This window comes from Streptomyces sp. NBC_00335, assembly GCF_036127095.1.
Lineage (GTDB): Bacteria > Actinomycetota > Actinomycetes > Streptomycetales > Streptomycetaceae > Streptomyces.
The window spans coordinates 8,232,921-8,248,595 of sequence record NZ_CP108006.1; the positions used below are offsets into that span (position 1 = coordinate 8,232,921).

General features: G+C 73.5%; 16 protein-coding genes. 9 read left to right on the forward strand and 7 right to left on the reverse strand.

What is annotated here, in order from left to right; translation table 11 throughout:
- Nucleotides 1-49: 49 nt before the first annotated feature.
- The gene (locus tag OHA37_RS37200) at nucleotides 50-244 is read right to left on the reverse strand and encodes a hypothetical protein (protein WP_266912204.1); all 195 of its coding nucleotides are present in this window, start codon (nucleotides 242-244) and stop codon (nucleotides 50-52) included.
- Here OHA37_RS37200 and OHA37_RS37205 point away from each other — a divergent pair.
- The 3 genes from OHA37_RS37205 (at nucleotide 243) to OHA37_RS37215 (ending at nucleotide 4,439) form a co-directional block, all read left to right on the forward strand.
- Nucleotides 243-734, forward strand: coding sequence for a GNAT family N-acetyltransferase (locus OHA37_RS37205; protein ID WP_266912206.1), 492 nt, complete (start codon nucleotides 243-245; stop codon nucleotides 732-734). The genes OHA37_RS37200 and OHA37_RS37205 overlap by 2 nt on opposite strands.
- 729 nt (nucleotides 735-1,463) lie before the next feature.
- The gene (locus OHA37_RS37210; protein ID WP_266912208.1) at nucleotides 1,464-3,470 is read left to right on the forward strand and encodes a peroxidase; all 2,007 of its coding nucleotides are present in this window, start codon (nucleotides 1,464-1,466) and stop codon (nucleotides 3,468-3,470) included.
- A gap of 9 nt (nucleotides 3,471-3,479) precedes the next feature.
- Nucleotides 3,480-4,439 (forward strand): aldo/keto reductase, encoded by a 960-nt coding sequence (locus OHA37_RS37215; RefSeq protein ID WP_266912210.1) that lies wholly within the window; start codon nucleotides 3,480-3,482, stop codon nucleotides 4,437-4,439.
- 19 nt (nucleotides 4,440-4,458) lie between these two features.
- On the opposite strand, the gene OHA37_RS37220 is transcribed toward OHA37_RS37215, so the two are convergent.
- Entirely contained in the window at nucleotides 4,459-5,349 is an 891-nt protein-coding gene (locus OHA37_RS37220; RefSeq protein ID WP_266912212.1) for an esterase/lipase family protein, read from the reverse strand.
- 127 nt (nucleotides 5,350-5,476) lie between these two features.
- Between OHA37_RS37220 and OHA37_RS37225 the strand changes: the two genes are divergently transcribed.
- Nucleotides 5,477-6,754: a PucR family transcriptional regulator gene (locus OHA37_RS37225; RefSeq protein ID WP_266912214.1), complete on the forward strand. Its 1,278-nt coding sequence runs from the start codon at nucleotides 5,477-5,479 to the stop codon at nucleotides 6,752-6,754.
- Between the two features lie 29 nt (nucleotides 6,755-6,783).
- Here the strand turns inward: OHA37_RS37225 and OHA37_RS37230 are convergent, their stop codons facing one another.
- From OHA37_RS37230 to OHA37_RS37240, 3 genes are all read right to left on the reverse strand, one after another.
- The gene (locus OHA37_RS37230) at nucleotides 6,784-7,692 is read right to left on the reverse strand and encodes a glycosyltransferase family 2 protein (RefSeq protein WP_323182399.1); all 909 of its coding nucleotides are present in this window, start codon (nucleotides 7,690-7,692) and stop codon (nucleotides 6,784-6,786) included.
- A gap of 58 nt (nucleotides 7,693-7,750) precedes the next feature.
- Nucleotides 7,751-9,172 (reverse strand): L,D-transpeptidase, encoded by a 1,422-nt coding sequence (locus OHA37_RS37235; RefSeq protein ID WP_266912216.1) that lies wholly within the window; start codon nucleotides 9,170-9,172, stop codon nucleotides 7,751-7,753.
- A 205-nt stretch (nucleotides 9,173-9,377) separates the two neighbouring features.
- Nucleotides 9,378-9,887, reverse strand: a complete 510-nt coding sequence (locus tag OHA37_RS37240) for an FBP domain-containing protein (protein WP_266912218.1) — start codon at nucleotides 9,885-9,887, stop codon at nucleotides 9,378-9,380.
- Between the two features lie 71 nt (nucleotides 9,888-9,958).
- On the opposite strand from OHA37_RS37240, the gene OHA37_RS37245 reads away from it, so the two are divergent.
- The 3 genes from OHA37_RS37245 to argG all read left to right on the forward strand — a co-directional run bounded on the left by OHA37_RS37245 (nucleotide 9,959) and on the right by argG (nucleotide 13,386).
- A complete protein-coding gene (locus OHA37_RS37245) occupies nucleotides 9,959-10,528 on the forward strand; it encodes a TetR/AcrR family transcriptional regulator (protein WP_266913430.1) in 570 nt (189 codons plus the stop codon).
- A gap of 73 nt (nucleotides 10,529-10,601) precedes the next feature.
- On the forward strand, nucleotides 10,602-11,777 hold the full coding sequence (locus tag OHA37_RS37250) for a GDSL-type esterase/lipase family protein (RefSeq protein WP_266912220.1): 1,176 nt from the start codon (nucleotides 10,602-10,604) through the stop codon (nucleotides 11,775-11,777).
- Nucleotides 11,778-11,937: 160 nt separating this feature from the next.
- Nucleotides 11,938-13,386, forward strand: a complete 1,449-nt coding sequence (gene argG, locus OHA37_RS37255; protein WP_266912222.1) for an argininosuccinate synthase — start codon at nucleotides 11,938-11,940, stop codon at nucleotides 13,384-13,386.
- 119 nt (nucleotides 13,387-13,505) lie between these two features.
- On the opposite strand, the gene OHA37_RS37260 is transcribed toward argG, so the two are convergent.
- Nucleotides 13,506-13,784 (reverse strand): DeoR family transcriptional regulator, encoded by a 279-nt coding sequence (locus OHA37_RS37260; protein WP_266912224.1) that lies wholly within the window; start codon nucleotides 13,782-13,784, stop codon nucleotides 13,506-13,508.
- A gap of 186 nt (nucleotides 13,785-13,970) precedes the next feature.
- Between OHA37_RS37260 and OHA37_RS37265 the strand changes: the two genes are divergently transcribed.
- Nucleotides 13,971-14,747 carry a GntR family transcriptional regulator gene (locus tag OHA37_RS37265; protein ID WP_266912226.1) on the forward strand — a complete coding sequence of 259 codons (777 nt, stop codon included), beginning with the start codon at nucleotides 13,971-13,973 and terminating at the stop codon, nucleotides 14,745-14,747.
- A gap of 5 nt (nucleotides 14,748-14,752) precedes the next feature.
- Here OHA37_RS37265 and OHA37_RS37270 read toward each other — a convergent pair whose 3' ends face one another.
- Nucleotides 14,753-15,316, reverse strand: a complete 564-nt coding sequence (locus tag OHA37_RS37270) for a GNAT family N-acetyltransferase (RefSeq protein WP_266912228.1) — start codon at nucleotides 15,314-15,316, stop codon at nucleotides 14,753-14,755.
- 134 nt (nucleotides 15,317-15,450) lie between these two features.
- On the opposite strand from OHA37_RS37270, the gene OHA37_RS37275 reads away from it, so the two are divergent.
- Nucleotides 15,451-15,657, forward strand: a complete 207-nt coding sequence (locus OHA37_RS37275) for a hypothetical protein (protein ID WP_266912230.1) — start codon at nucleotides 15,451-15,453, stop codon at nucleotides 15,655-15,657.
- The last annotated feature ends 18 nt before the right edge of the window (nucleotides 15,658-15,675 follow it).

The following is a 15,675-nucleotide window of genomic DNA, read 5'->3' on the forward strand; positions in this document are numbered from 1 at the left end:
GCACAGCCTGCCCGGCTCCGGCTCCGGCTCCGCCCCGCCCCGGCGCGCGTCAGCCCTGCGCCGCGCCGCCCTTCATCTCGACCTCGGCCGAGCCTGCCTCGGCGGCGGCGGCGTCGTCGGAGGCCTTCGCGAGCGTCGCGACCAGTGTCTCCGCCGAGTCCGCCGCCTTCTTCTGACGTTCCCCCGGGTGCCCCGGGAAACTCGCGGGCGCCCGTCCGAGCAGCCTGTATATCCTGCCCGGCATGCTGCGACTCGAACGCCTGCGGGCCGATCACGAGGTTGCCCTGCTGGCCTTCGAGCGGGACAACCGGGCGTACTTCGCCCGTTCCGTACCGGACCGCGGGGACGCGTACTTCGCGGAGTTCGCCGCCCGCCACCGCGCGCTGCTCGCGGAACAGGACACGGGCGCGTGCCGGTTCCACCTCGTGCTGGACGCCGCCGGAGAGCTGATCGGGCGCGTCAACCTGGTGGACCTCGCGGACGGCGCCGCCGACCTCGGCTACCGGATCGGCGAACGGGCGGCGGGCCGCGGCGCGGCCACCGCCGCCGTCCGGGAGGTCTGCCGGCTCGCCGCCACGGAGTACGGGCTCGGCGTCCTCACCGCGTCGGCGGCCCTGGACAACGCGGCCTCGGCGGCGGTGCTCCGGCGGACCGGATTCACGGTCGTGGGGGAGACCGTCCTGGACGGCAGTCCCGGGCTGACCTACCGGCGCGAGCTGACCGCCGAGGGCTGACCGCCGGCAGCTCCGCCCGGGGCTGCCGGCGGTCCTGGTGCGTACGGGTGACGGTCCGACAGCGACGCATCACCCCATCGGTGGCCCCGGCGCGCGCGCACGGCGTTGATCACCGAGTGTGTTGATCACTGGCAGCGGGTGCGCTGCCCGTCGGCCCCCGCACTGAGGAGTCCCCGGCCCCCATGGCTGTCGCCGTCGTCCTTTCCTTCTTGTGCGCCGCCGTCATCGCGAAGGGCGCCGCACAGCTCGCCCGTTGCGCGGCACGCCGCCGCAGGCCGCCGGACGTGGGTCCCGCCGCCGTTGCCGCCGCGGGAGCGGCCTGCTCCTTCTTCGTCCCCACCCAGGCGTTCCCGATGGCGAGTTCCCCCCCGGGACCCGGCCGTCGTCGCGCGCAAGGGCAACCACCCCGAAGCCGCCCGCGACCCGGTCACCGGCACTCTCCTCGGCCTGCTCCCCGCCGGCCCCGCGGTCGCGCACGAAGCCCCGTACGAACCGGATGCCGCGCGGCCGGACCGTACGCCGCCCCCGAGCGGGTGCGCGGCGAGGTCAGCGCGGAGCAGCCGTGGCTCGTCGACGACGCCGCGGTCACCGATGCCACGCGTGTGCCCCGCGTCGCCCCGCTGATCAAGCCCGCCGCCGCAGTGCCCGCCGCGCCGCCGCGCTGAACACGGCCGTCCTCCTGTATTCGATTCCCCCTCCCCGCCCCCCACCGCCACTTGGAGCAAGCCGATGGCCCTCGCCCCGTCGCCGCCCCCGGGCTGCCCCCACACCGGACCCGCCCGCAGGACCGTGGTCCAGGCGGCGGCCCTCGCCGCCGCCGGAGTCGCCACGGGCCTCGCGCCCACGGCCCGGGCCGCCGAAGCCCCGGCCGGCCCGGCGGCCGGCCCGGCCGCCGAGCCCGCGCGCGGGGACACCGAGCCCGCGCCCCTCCCGCTGCGCACCGACCGCAACTCCCAGGGCGACATCCTCGCCGGGTTCCGCAAGGACCACGCCTGCTTCCTCTTCCTCCACTTCCGCGACGCGGACAAGGCCCGGCACTGGCTGACCGGCCTGCTGCCCTCGATCTCCACCACCGAGGAAGTGGCCCGCTTCAACCGGGCCTTCAGCAGGGCCCGCCGACGCAGCGGCGGCATCGACCCCGACTCCATGGCCACCCGGTGGACCGGCCTGAGCCTGACGTATCCGGGGCTGCTCCTGTTCGCGGGCAAGGAGCCCTTCCCCGCGGCGCCGGCCGGCTCCAGCGCCGAGGCCTTCACCCAGGGCTCCGCCGCCCGCGCGCAGCAGATCGGCGACACCGGAACCAGCGCCCCGCAGTCCTGGCTGTTCGGCTCGCAGGAGCCCGGCCGCGAGGTGCACGCCGTCCTCACGCTCGCCGCCGACCAGCCCGAACGCCTCGCCACCGCCGTCGCCGAACACCGCGCGGGCGCGGCCAAGGCCGACGCGACGGTCCTGTTCCGCCAGGACGGGGCCACCCTCCCCGGCGAGCTCCGCGGGCACGAGCACTTCGGCTTCCTCGACTGCATCAGCCAGCCCGGTGTACGGGGCTTCGACGAGCCCGACCCGGCCGACGCCTCCTGTGTGCTCGGCAAGCCCGGAACCCGGCTGATCCCCGCCGGCGAGTTCGTCGTGGGCGCCGAGCGGGTGGGCAAGCGCCCCACGGGCCTGCCCGCCTGGGCCACCGGCGGCGCCTTCCAGGTGGTACGCCGCCTCGCGCAGGACGTGCCCGGCTGGTGGACCCAGGTCGCCCTGCGCCTCGCCGACCTCCAGCGCGCCGGCGCCGCGCCCGCCGACGCCGGCCGGGAATGGCTCGGAGCCCGCCTGATGGGCCGCTGGCCGGGCGGCATGCCGGTCGCGCTGTGCCCGGCCGCGGAGGAACTGCCCGTGCCGGGCAAGCACCCCGACGCCGGACTCGACTACAGCCAGGACCCGCAGGGCTGGCGGATGCCGCTGTTCGCGCACATCCGCAAGGGGAACCCGCGCGGCGGCCTGATCCTCACCCCGGGCCGTCCCCCCGTGGCCCAGGCGGAGCTCGACGCGCGGCGCCTGATGCGGCGCGGAATCCCGTACGGCTCCGTCTACAAGCCCGACTCGGGCGGTGAGCACGGCCCGGAGGCCTCGCGCGGGCTGGTCTTCGTCTGCCACCAGTCGGACCTGGTGGGGCAGTTCGAGCTCGTGATGCGCAAGTGGGTGAACGATCCCGACTTCCCGGCCGGCCGCAACCCGCGCACCGGCTGCGACCCGGTGCTCGGCCCCGATTCGCCCATCGCCTTCGAGACCCCCTCGGCGGACGGCACCGGCAGCCGGGCCAACACCCTCCACTTCGGTCGGTTCGTGCGCACCGAGGGCTCCGTGTACGCCTTCAGCCCCTCCCTGCCCGTCCTGCGGGCCCTGGCCGGGGGAGAACTCGACGATTCCATCGAGTTCCACACCGGCTCCGTCCTGCGCCCCGGCGAGACCCTCGACGCGGGAACGGTCCGGCTCTCACTCGACAGCACCGGCGACCTCGCCCTGCTCGATTCCGACGGCCGTCGTACGTGGCACACCGACACCGCGGGCTCCGGCCACGACGCCGTCCTCACCCAGGACGGCGAACTGCTCGTCCGCAAGGCCGACGGCAGCCGGGCCTGGTCGAGCGGAACCACGGGCCACCCCGGCGCGCGCCTGCTGCTGCGCCCCACCGGAGAACTGGTGATCCTGGCGGGGGAGAAGGTTCTGTGGAAGGCCTCCTCCTCGTAGGGTGATCGCATGGCGATCACGGCACCAGTCACAGGCGACACCCGGCTGATCTACGGCTGCATGGCTCTCGGCGGGAGCTGGGAGCCCGGCCCGTACCAGGCCGAGGACATCGACGCGGCCGAGGCGGCGATCGAGGCCGCCCTCGACAGCGGCATCACGATGTTCGACCACGCGGACATCTACCGGCACGGAAAGGCGGAAGCCGTCTTCGGCGAGGTGCTCGCCCGCACCCCCGGCCTGCGCGAGCGCATCACGCTGCAGACCAAGTGCGGCATCCGGCTCGCCGAAGGCGACCGCCCCGGCATCTACGACCTGCGCGGCGCGAGCATCGTCCGCCGCGTGGAGGAGAGCCTCACCCGGCTGCGCACCGACGTCATCGACGTCCTGCTCCTGCACCGGCCCGACCCCCTGGCCGACCCGGCGGACACCGCCGAGGCGCTCACCTCGCTGCACCGCCAGGGCCTCGTACGGCAGTTCGGCGTCTCCAACATGAACGCCGCGCAGTGCGCCGCCCTGCAAAAACACCTCGATGTCCCGCTCGTCGCCAACCAGCTGGAAATGAGCCTGCAGCGGCGGGACTGGCTGGAGGACGGGGTCCTCGTGAACACCCCGGCCGCGGCCGCCGTCGGCTTCCCGGCCGGCACCGTCGAGTACTGCACGGCCAACGGAGTCCGCCTCCAGGCCTACGGGGCGCTGGCCCAAGGCCGCTTCACCGGGCGGGAGTCGAGCGTCGGGGAGCACGCGACCGCCGAGCACCTGCGCGCCCTGGCCAAGGCCAAGGACACGACACCGGAGACGATCCTGCTGTGGTGGCTGCAACGCCACCCGGCCCGGATCGCCCCGGTCATCGGCACCGGCCGCCCCGAACGCATCCGGGCCTGCCGCGACGCCGCGCTGCGCGCCCCGGACCTCGGCCACGAGGAGTGGTACTCCCTGTGGCTCACGGCCCGGGGCGGGCCGCTTCCCTAGCCCTGCCCGGTCGGCGGGCCTAGCCGGGCGATCCGACCGCGCACACCAGGATCGGGGTGGCGCGGCGCGGGTCTAGGGCGTTGCGGACCAGGTGCCAGACGTTGAGGTCGTAGGCCTCGCCGATGTGGCCCACCGGGTCGAAGGGGCAGAAGTCCTGCACGTACTGGTTCTTGACCCCCGGTTCGCGGACGAACGCGGTCTCGGTCGGGGTCACCAGCTCGTCGTAGCGCGAGGTGATGATGGTGTAGGCGATCCCGGGCTGGGCCACCGGACCGTTGTTCAGCGCCAGGATCGCGGGACCGCCGGGCACCTCGTCGGCGAGGACCGGGATGCCGATGGTGGTCACGATCTTCTCCATGGTCGCCCGACCGATCAGCTTGTCGCCCAGGTCCAGCAGCCCGGCGGCGTTCGTGCCGTGGGTCGGGGGAGCGATGGCCACGACCGCCTTGATGTGGGGCTGGATGCCCTGCATCTTGGCGAGGTAGAGGGCCTGGAGCCCGCCCTCGGAGTGGCCGACGACCGAGACCTTGTCCGCGCCGGTCGCGCCGCGCACCTTCTCCACGTACTCCTTGATCTCCAGGTTGGACACGGCCACCGGCTTGAGGCCTCCGACCAGCGGGAAGCCGTCGTAGGCGCCGTAGGTCAGGGCGAAGGTGCAGTAGCCGCGGGCGGCGAGGTCGAGCTGGAGGAAGTTGAGGTCCTCGTACCAGGTGGCGAAGGTGCCGTGGAGCAGGACCACGGGCTCGGGGTGCGCGGCGCTCGGCCGGCAGGAGAAGTCGTTGACCCCGCCTCCCGTGGCGCCCTCGGTGGCGGCGTGCGCCGGGAAGGCGGCGCCGAGCATGAGGGCCAGCGGGAGAGCGGCTCTGGCGAGCAGGGTGCGGGTGCGCGACGCACGGGTACGGGGGGCCATACGACATCTCCTGACGGGGGGCGTGCACTGGTCGGACTGCACAGAATGCTCCGGCGCACGGCCGGTGTCCCCTGGCGGTACGCGCAGAATGCTTCCTCCCGCGTTTGTGCACGGTGACAATGCGGGGATGGACGACGCGGGCGGGACGGCGGGCGCGGCATCGGACGCGGCATCGGGCATGGCACCGGACGGGGTGCCGGACCGGGCGCCGGACCGGGCGGCTGGTGGGGAGTCCGGAGCCGCTCCGGGGCTCGCCGCCGCGCTGCTGCCCCGGATACCGGAGATGGCGGCCGAGACCGTCGCCCGGCTGACCGCCGACATCCCCGCCTACCGGCTGCTGCCCGACAGCGTCCTGGGCGGAGACCTCGTCGCGAACACCGAAGCCGTGCTGAAGCTGTTCTTCACCACCGTCGCCGAAGGGCGGGCGCCCACCGAGGCCGAGCTGGCCGCCCCCGTCGCCTGGGGCGCCGAACGGGCCCGGGACGGGGTCCCCCTGGAGGCGGTGCTACGGGTCTACCCGCTCGGCGCCCGCCGGGCCTGGGAGCTCGCCGTGGCCGGCCCCGACCCCGTCGCCGACCCGTACGCCCTGGTCACGGGCCTACTGGCGTTCCTCGGCGAGGTCATGCCCAAGGTCGCCGAGGCCTACCTGCGCGAACAGGCCGACCTCGACTGGGAGCAGCGCGAACACGGCCGCAACCTCGCCGGAGTCCTGCTCGCCGGCCGCCCGGCACGCCGCGCGGCCGAACGGTACGGACGCACCCTCGCCGAACGCTACGAGGTCGTGGTCCTGCGGCTCCCCGAGGCACCCGACGGTGCGACGCACCGCATCCTGCGCGCCCTGCGCTCCGAACTGGACGGCAACCCCGAGGTGCTGGCCACCTTCAAGGGCGAAGGCGGCGTCCTCCTGGTCCCCTTCGGCCCGGACGGGACGGACGGCGCGACCCGGCGGCTGCTCGCCCGCCTCGACACCGCCGCCGAACTGCGGTGCACGGCCGCGGCCGCCGTCGCCGAGGACCACGCGGCGATCCCGCGGGCCCAGGCGGAGGCCTCCGAAGTGCTTACCCTGGCCGAGGACTTGGGACGACCGCCGGGCCTCTACCGACTGGCCGACCTTGCCGTCGAGTACCAGCTCGTGCAGCCCGGCCCCGCCCGCGACGCCCTGGCCCGGGTCCTGGCGCCGCTCGACGACCAGCCCCATCTGATCGCCACACTGCGGGAGTTCATCGCGGCCGGCTACCGGCGCGCCGAGGCCGCCGAAGCCCTCACCGTCCACCGCAACACCCTGACCTACCGCCTGGGCCGCATCCGGCTGCTGACCGGCCACGACGCCACCGACCCCACCGGCGCCCGCCACCTCGCGGCCGCCCTCACGGCGTACGGCGCGGCCCGCCGCAGCGGCCCCTAGTCGGACGTCCCAGTCCTTCACCCGGTCCTTCAGAGGACCGGCGGCCGCCCGGCGGCCGTCAGCCGCGCCACGGTGCGCCAGCGCATGGGCCGCCGCAGCTGGTCGTGCCGGGCCGCCCACCCTTCGCGCAGCCCCTGGAACGAGTCCCGCAGTCCGCCGCCCCGCAGTCCGCGCAGGGCGGTGACGGCCGTCCAGATGCCGAGGTACGCCGGGATGAGGGGCGCGGGGAGGTTGCGGTAGGCGAGCCAGACGCGGTTGCGGGCGGCCAGCCGGTGGAAGAGCGCGTGCCGGGTGGGGCTGGTGACCGGGTGGTGCATCCGGACCTCCGCCGCGTACCAGCCGGTGCCGCCCTGCTCCCAGAGCCGGTACGCGAGGTCGATGCCCTCGTGGTACAGGAAGAAGTCGGGCCAGCCCCCGACCGCGTCGAAGGCGTCCCGGCGGACCATGACCACGCCCTCGGTCATGGTGGCGATGGTGCCGGGCCGCCCCGGATCGCCGGCGCGCAGCCGGGGCACCCAACGGCGCGGCGTCGTGGTGTCGTCGGGCCCGGTCAGCCGCGGCTGGACGTACGCGGCCTCCGGGCGCCGGCGGGCTTCGGCCACCAGCCGGGACAGGACGTCGGGCCGGGGGAAGGAGGCGTCGTTGTCGAGGAAGAAGAGGAACTCGCTGCCCGTGTCCCGCAGGGCGAGCGCGCCGCGGTTGCGGCCCTCGGGGATGCCGAGGTTCTCCGGGAGGGCGACGACGGCGGCACCGTCCACCGCGAGCCCGGGGACGCACCCGTTGCCGACGACGACGATGCGCAGGTCGACGTCCTGCTGCGCGAGGAGCGTCCGGACGGCCGCGGCCTCCTCGTCGGGACGGTCGTTCATCGTCAGCAGGACGACGTCGATCCCGGTCGCGGCGGGGGAGGGGACGCTGGGAGAGGAGGAGGCGGGCACGGACCGGATGTTATCGGAGCCGCCGCGCCCGCCCCCTCGGGGAAGTCGCCGGGACGGCTCAGGTGAGGGGCAGGAGCCGGGACGGTCCGTGCGCCGACGCGGGCGCGGGCGCGGAGGCGGGCGACGCGAGCGGTGCGTCGGTGGCGCCGCCCAGCGCGCTGCCGGCCAGCCAGGCGTCCCAGCCGAGGTTCCAGTCCCCGAACCCGTTGGCGAACGGGGCCATCGGCTCACCGCCGCTGTTCACCACCGACACCACGTCGCCCTCGCGCACCGTGTCGAAGAACCAGGCCGCGTCGGCCGTGCTCATGCCCGTGCAGCCGTGACTGACGTTCTCCTCGCCCTGCGCGTCGACCGACCAGGGCGCGGCGTGCACGTACTCCCCGCTCCACGTCACCCGGGTCGCGTAGAAGACGGGCAGGTCGTAGAACTCGCTCGTGCCGCGCTTGATGCCCACGCTGTCCCCGCGCATCCGTACCTTGCGCTCCTTGCCGAGCACGACCTTGATGCCGGTGCGGGTCAAGAAGCCCGCCTTGCCGGTGGTCACCGGGATGGTCCGGAGGGTCCTGCCGTTGCGCCGTACGGTCATCTCGTGCGCGGCGGCGTCGGTGAGCGCCTCGATCCGGTCCCCGATGGTGAACCGCAGGGATTCCGAGGGGCCGCCGTACTGCCGTTCCCCCACCGCGACCCCGTCGAGCCCGCTGACCACGTGCACCACGGCGTGGGCGGGCCAGTAGGTACGGGGCCGGTAGTGCAGGGTCGACTCGTCGACCCAGTGCCAGGCCCCCTCGACCGCCGGTTCCGAGGTGACCTGCAAGGCTCGCTCCAGGCGGGCGCGCGCGGCCGGGTCGGTGGCGGGGACGGGGTGGCTCAGGGAGGCCGTCACGATCTGCCCCGCCCCGTACGTGCCGGGCCGGGGCCCGAACTCGGCCGTGAGCCGGTCCTCCTGCGCCGCGGGCGCGGTCCGGAACGCCATGGTCACGCCGACCGGGGTGCCGGCCACGTCCTGGGCGCCGACCCGAACGGTGTAGGTCTCACCGGCCCGCAACGGCTCGGTGTTGGCCCAGTGGTGCCCGCGGGCGCCCAGTGCGCCGGCCACGTGCCGGCCGTGCCCGTCGTGGACGGTGACATTGGTGAGGAGGCCGGGTCCGGCGAGGGTGATCTCCAGGGGGCCGGCCGCGTCGGTGGGCAGGAGGACCGTGTGCGCCGCCGCCCGGGACGCGCCGCGGGACGAGGGGTCGCGCACCACGGAACCGGCTCCGCTGGAGGTGGCCCGGACCACCTGCTGCTCCAGTCCGCTGCACAGTCCGGCCCGGAAGGAGTCCATCGCGCACCGCCGGCCCCCGTCGTCCAGCACCCGGCCGACCAGCAGCTCGACGGAGCCGGCGTGCTGGCCGCCGGGCGGCCGCCCGTCACCGGACCGTGACGCCGACTGCGGCGCGGCGGCGACGACGAAGACCACCCCGGCCACCGCCCCGGCCACGCTCCACGTCCTGCTCCGTCGCCGGAGTCCTCCACGGTGTGTCGATGACAGCATGCGCGTCACGCAGCCCTCCCAGATCGCCTTCGGCCGGATGGCAGCATCAAAACGATTTCCGGGCAGCCTGATGATCATGAACTCGGCCCGTGGGGCCGAATGGGCACCGAAGAGGGCTCGTACGGAGTAGAGGAGGGGCGCTCTGGGTGCCTCAGGTCGTGACGTCGGCGAAGGCCGTGACATTGGCGACGAACGCGGCGAGGTTCGCGACCGTCCGCTGGATCTTCTCCTCCAGCGTCAGCGACTCGTGGAGCCGTGCGCCCGGGCCCGCGTCCTTCTTGCCCCGTACGTAGAGCGAGCAGGCGAGGTCGCCGCAGATGTAGGCACCCACGGAGTTCCCCTGCTGCCCGGCCTTGCCCGCCTTCGGCGCGACCATCAGCGAGACGCCCCCGGTGTGGGTGGTCAGGCACAGCGAGCACATGCTGCGCCGCGCCTGGGAGGGGGCGGCGGCGGACGTGCGCAGCGCGAGCGCGACCGGGCGGCCGTCCAGCTCGGTGGCGAGGTAGGCGCGCTCGGGGGCCTTGGGGTCCCACCAGCCGAGGAAGTCCAGGTCGTCCCAGGGCCGTTCGGCCAGATCACGGGGTACGGACAGGCGCTTGGCTTCGCCCTTGGTGCAGTTCACGAAGGCACTGCGGATCTCTTGCTCGGTCAACGGCTTCATGAGTGGCAGGCTAATTTCCCTAAAGCCTTTAGGCAAATGCATAATGGCTGTCGCCAGCTAGGAGGCACATGATGGTTCGAGTGGGACTCACCGCGGAGCGGCTGACCCGGGCGGGTGCGGAGCTCGCCGACGAGGTCGGCTTCGAGCAGGTGACTGTCTCGGCACTCGCCCGGCGGTTCGACGTCAAGGTCGCGAGCCTCTACTCGCACCTGAAGAACTCGCAGGACCTCAAGACCCGGATCGCCCTGTTCGCGCTGGAGGAACTGGCCGACCGGGTCGCGGCCGCCCTCGCCGGGCGGGCCGGCAAGGACGCCCTCGCCGCTTTCGCGGACGCCTACCGGGACTACGCCCGCCAGCACCCCGGCCGCTACGACGCCGCCCGGCTCCGGCTCGACCCCGAGACGGCGGCCGCCAGTGCGGGCGTCCGGCACGCCCAGATGACGCGGGCGATCCTGCGCGGCTACGACCTGACGGAGCCGGACCAGACGCACGCGGTCCGGATGCTCGGCAGCGTCTTCCACGGCTACGTCAGCCTGGAGCTGGGCGGCGGCTTCAGCCACACCGCGGTGGACCCGCAGGAGTCCTGGGACTGGATCGTGGACTCGCTCGACGCGATGCTGCGCGGGCCCGTGACCCCGTGACCCCGTGATCCCGCACCCCCGCACCCCCGCATCCCTGTAATTCCGTAACCCCGATCATCACGAGGCTGAGGCGATGACAACCGACCACGACTGGATCACCACGCCCGTCACCGAGGGCCTCCTGCGCGGCGCCCTCGACGTGGAACGCACCGCGTACGGCCTGCTGCCCCACCGGCTGCCCGCCCGGCTGCGCCCGCAGATCCCCGACGAGCAACTGGCCACGGCCGAGGTCCGCCCGTCCGGCGTGCGCCTGGTCTTCCGTACCCGGGCCACCGTGATCGAACTGGACGCCCTGCCCACCAAGAGGGCCTACCGCGGCTTCCCGGCCTCGCCGGACGGCGCGTACGACCTCGTGATCGACGGCGTGCTCACGGCCCGGGCCGCGGTCCCCGGGGGCAGGGTCCGCACCCTCGACCTGGCCACCCAGGCCGTGGAACTCGAAGAAGGTCCCCCCGGTACCGCCCGCTTCGCGGATCTGCCCGCACGGGACAAGGACGTGGAGATCTGGCTCCCGCACACCGAGATCACCGAGCTGATCGCCCTGCGCACCGACGCCCCCGTCACGCCGGCGCCGGAGAGCGGGCGCAGGGTGTGGCTGCACCACGGCAGCTCCATCAGCCACGGCTCGAACGCGGAGCGTCCGACCGGCACCTGGCCGGCCCTGGCCGCGGCGCAGGGGGCGGTGGACCTGGTCAACATGGGATTCTCCGGCAGCGCCCTGCTGGACCCCTTCACCGCCCGCGCGATGCGCGACACCCCCGCCGACCTGATCAGCGTCAAGATCGGCATCAACATCGTCAACCTGGACGTGATGCGGCTGCGCGCCTTCGCCCCCGCGGTCCACGGCTTCCTCGACACCCTCCGCGAGGGCCATCCGACCACGCCGCTCCTGGTCGTATCGCCCCTCCTGTGCCCGATCCAGGAGGACACCCCCGGCCCCCTCACCACCGACTTCAGCACCGGAACCCTGAGGTTCAAGGCCCTGGGCGACCCCGCCGAACGGGCCGCCGGACGCTTGACCCTCAACGTCATCCGCGAAGCGCTGGCCGGGATCGTCGCGCAGCGGGCGGCCGGTGACCCGCACCTGCACTACCTCGACGGCCGCGACCTCTACGGCGCCAAGGACCACGCGGAGCTGCCGTTGCCGGACGACCTGCACCCCGACCCTGCGGGCCACGTGCGCATCGCCGGGAACTTCGCCCGCCACGCCTTCGCCGCCGGGGGCCCCTTCGCGGCCGCCACGGTCTGAAAGAGCTGTCTCGCCCGGCGGGGCGGCCCTCTCCGGGCGCCCCGCCGGACTCGCCGCCGAACCGCCCGCGCGCCACAATGACGGCACGCCCGTCCGGTGTCCAGGAGCTTCACCGGCCCGCCATTTTGCATGAACATGCATCATCGCGCATACTCATCCCATGTCAAAGGTTCTCACCTCCCTGCCCACCGGCGAGCGCGTCGGTATCGCCTTCTCCGGCGGCCTCGACACCTCCGTCGCCGTCGCCTGGATGCGCGACAAGGGTGCCGTCCCCTGCACCTACACCGCCGACATCGGCCAGTACGACGAGCCCGACATCGCGTCGGTGCCCACGCGTGCCACGGCGTACGGCGCCGAGATCGCGCGCCTGGTCGACTGCCGTGCGGCGCTCGTGGAGGAGGGCCTGGCGGCTCTCGCCTGCGGTGCGTTCCACATCCGCTCCGGCGGCCGCGCCTACTTCAACACGACGCCGCTGGGCCGCGCCGTGACCGGCACCCTGCTGGTCCGCGCGATGCTCGAGGACAACGTGCAGATCTGGGGCGACGGGTCGACCTTCAAGGGCAATGACATCGAGCGGTTCTACCGCTACGGCCTGCTCGCCAACCCGCACCTGCGCATCTACAAGCCGTGGCTCGACGCCGACTTCGTCACCGAGCTCGGTGGCCGCAAGGAGATGTCGGAGTGGCTGCTCGCCCATGAGCTGCCCTACCGCGACAGCACCGAGAAGGCCTACTCCACCGACGCCAACATCTGGGGTGCCACCCACGAGGCGAAGACCCTGGAGCACCTCGACACCGGTGTCGAGACCGTGGAACCGATCATGGGCGTCCGTTTCTGGGACCCCTCGGTCGAGATCGCCACCGAGGACGTGACCATCGGCTTCGAGCAGGGCCGCCCCGTCACGATCAACGGCAAGGAGTTCGCCTCCGCCGTCGACCTGGTCATGGAGGCGAACGCCATCGGCGGCCGCCACGGCCTGGGCATGTCGGACCAGATCGAGAACCGGATCATCGAGGCGAAGAGCCGCGGCATCTACGAGGCTCCGGGCATGGCCCTGCTGCACGCCGCGTACGAGCGCCTCGTCAACGCGATCCACAACGAGGACACCGTCGCCCAGTACCACAACGAGGGCCGGCGCCTCGGCCGCCTCATGTACGAGGGCCGCTGGCTGGACCCGCAGGCGCTGATGATCCGCGAGTCCCTGCAGCGCTGGGTGGGTACGGCGATCACCGGCGAGGTGACCCTGCGACTGCGGCGCGGCGAGGACTACTCGATCCTGAACACCACGGGCCCGGCGTTCAGCTACCACCCGGACAAGCTCTCCATGGAGCGCACCGAGGACTCGGCGTTCGGCCCGGTGGACCGCATCGGCCAGCTCACCATGCGCAACCTCGACATCGCCGACTCCCGCGCGAAGCTGGAGCAGTACGCGGGCCTCGGCATCGTCGGTACGACCCACCCGGCCCTGATCGGCGCCGTCGAGGCGCCGGGATCCGGCCTGATCGGTGCCATGCCCGAGGGCGGCGCCGAGGCCATCGCCTCCCGCGGTGAGGTCTCCGGCGACGACGAGCTGCTGGACCGCGCCGCGATGGAGTTCGGCACCGACTAGTCGCTGCCGGCGGCAGGATGCGGAGCGCCGCCCGTGGTCCCCGGAGGGACCGCGGGCGGCGTTCTCTTTTGACCGGGACGCAGGTCGGGCCGCCGATCGGAATGCCGTCGGGACGCCGGTCAGGAGGCCGTGGTCATCCACGGGGCGACCGCGCCACCGCGGACCCGGCGCACCTCACCCTCGGCGTCCAGGAGCCGGAGATCGCGGTGGACGGTCATCGCGCTCACGTCCAGTTCGCGGACGAGCCGTTCGAGGGAGACGTACCCCTCACGGCACGCGGCCTCGACGATGTGGCGCTGCCGGGAAGCGGCGGTCAGCTTGCCCGTCGCCAGACTGATCCGGCGCGCGTGACCCCTCGTGGTCGTCTCCCCGGAGTCGGCGTCCCGTCGGCTGCTCATCCCGTGCGCTTCTCTCCGTCTGCTGATGGACCAGATGTAGACCAAAACTAGACCATCGCGCAGGCGTGGAACTCGGTCAAAGGTCCCGTGATGACGGGCCTGCGGAACGAATCGGCCCACACGGGACTCATCCTTCTGGTCCATTCCTGGTACGGAAATGGACGGGCCGAGGTGAATACTGGAGGGGTGAATCAGCCCCTCGACCTGCGGCCCGTTCTCCGGGACGGGTCGCGGCCCGTCCACGTGCAGGCGCGCGACGCGATCGCCGATGCCCTCGCCGCCGCCGCTCTCGCGCCCGGCACGCGCCTCCCCTCCGAGCGTCACCTCTGCGAGCGCCTCGGCGTCAGCCGGGTCACGCTCCGCAAGGCGCTGCACGCGCTACAGGGGGAGGGCCGGGTCGGGTCGGCGGAACGGGCGGGCTGGCACGTCGCCGGCGGGGTCGGGCCCGCCCCGGCCTTCGAGCACACCGCGGGGATGACCGGCGGGCTCAAGGCGTACGGCCGCGGGCTCGGGTTCGCCCCGACCGCGCGCGTGCTCGCGGCCACGCTGCGCCCGGCGGACTTCGAGGAGGCGGAGACCCTCCAGGTGCTGCCCGGGGCGCGGATCCTGGAGCTGGATCGGGTACGGCTCTTCGACGACGCGGTCATGTGCCACTCCGTCACCCTCGTACCGGCCGAGCGCGCCCCGGGCATCGGCGACGCCGACTACACCACCGCTTCGCTGTACACCGAGCTCACCGCGCGCGGCATCGTGCCCACCCGCGCGAGCTACGCCGTCCACTCCGCCCTCGTCCCGCCGGGCGAGGCCCCCCTGCTCGACCTGCCCGAGGGTTCTCCCGTACTGCACATCGAGCAGCTCACCTACGACCAGCACGGCCGCCCCTGCGAGTCCAACCGTGTCGTCTACCGCGCCGACCGCTACCGCTTCCACACCGTCCTGACGGTCGTTCCCGGACGGGACTGAGCCGGTCAGGCCGCCGAGCGCCGTACGTGCAGGTGGCCGTCGAGCGGATAGGCGGGCGGCGCGGCCGGAAGGATCCCGTCGAACCCGTAGCCGGCCTTCTCCGCGACCCGGCAGGACGCCGCGTTGTCCACCTGGTGGAGGAGTTCCAGCCGCTCCAGACCCTGGGACCGGAAGGCGTCGAGGGACCAGGCCGTGACGACCTCCAGGGCGCGGGGAGCCACCCCCCGCCCTCGGGCCGAGGCCGAAGTCCAGTACCCGACCTCGGCGGAGGCCTTGCCGGGGGAGAGCTCCTTCACCGCCACGCTGCCCACCAACCGCTCCTGCGGCACTCCGGGCGCGGCCTCCAGCACGGCGAAGCCGAGCCGCGCACCCGCCGCCCACCCCCGCTCCTGGTCCCGCACCCACCGCAGCCCGTCCTCCTCGCTCTCCAGCCAAGGACCCCAACGCCGCAGCACGGGGTCCCGGTGGATCTCGACGAGCGCGGCAACGTCCGCCGCCCGCCAGGGACGCAGGGAGAGGGCGGGAGCGGTGGCCGTCGGGGCGGCCGTCAGTGTGAGGTGAGGTGGCACGGTCGGATCCTAAGGGGCGCCGGGCAAGGGCCGGTTGGCGGCCGGGGTGGGGACCTTCGCCCCTGGCAGGGGATCAAGCCGGCCGTAGCGTGGAAGAAAGGGAAATCTGGTCGGTTCAGGGAGAGGCGAGAGCGATGACCGAGGTGCAGTGGGAGATCGGCTCGTACCGGATGACGGTGTCGCTGCCGGAGTCGGACGCTCCGTGGGCGACAGAGGGCACGAAGGGGCTGAGGAACATCCGCCCCGTGTTCCAGGGGCGGGGACCCGAACCCCGTCCGCTCCCCGAAGTCGAGACCGGGATGAACCCCGCACTGCTGGGCGCGCTCGGCAAGGGATTCTGACGGCGTCCTGGCAGGATC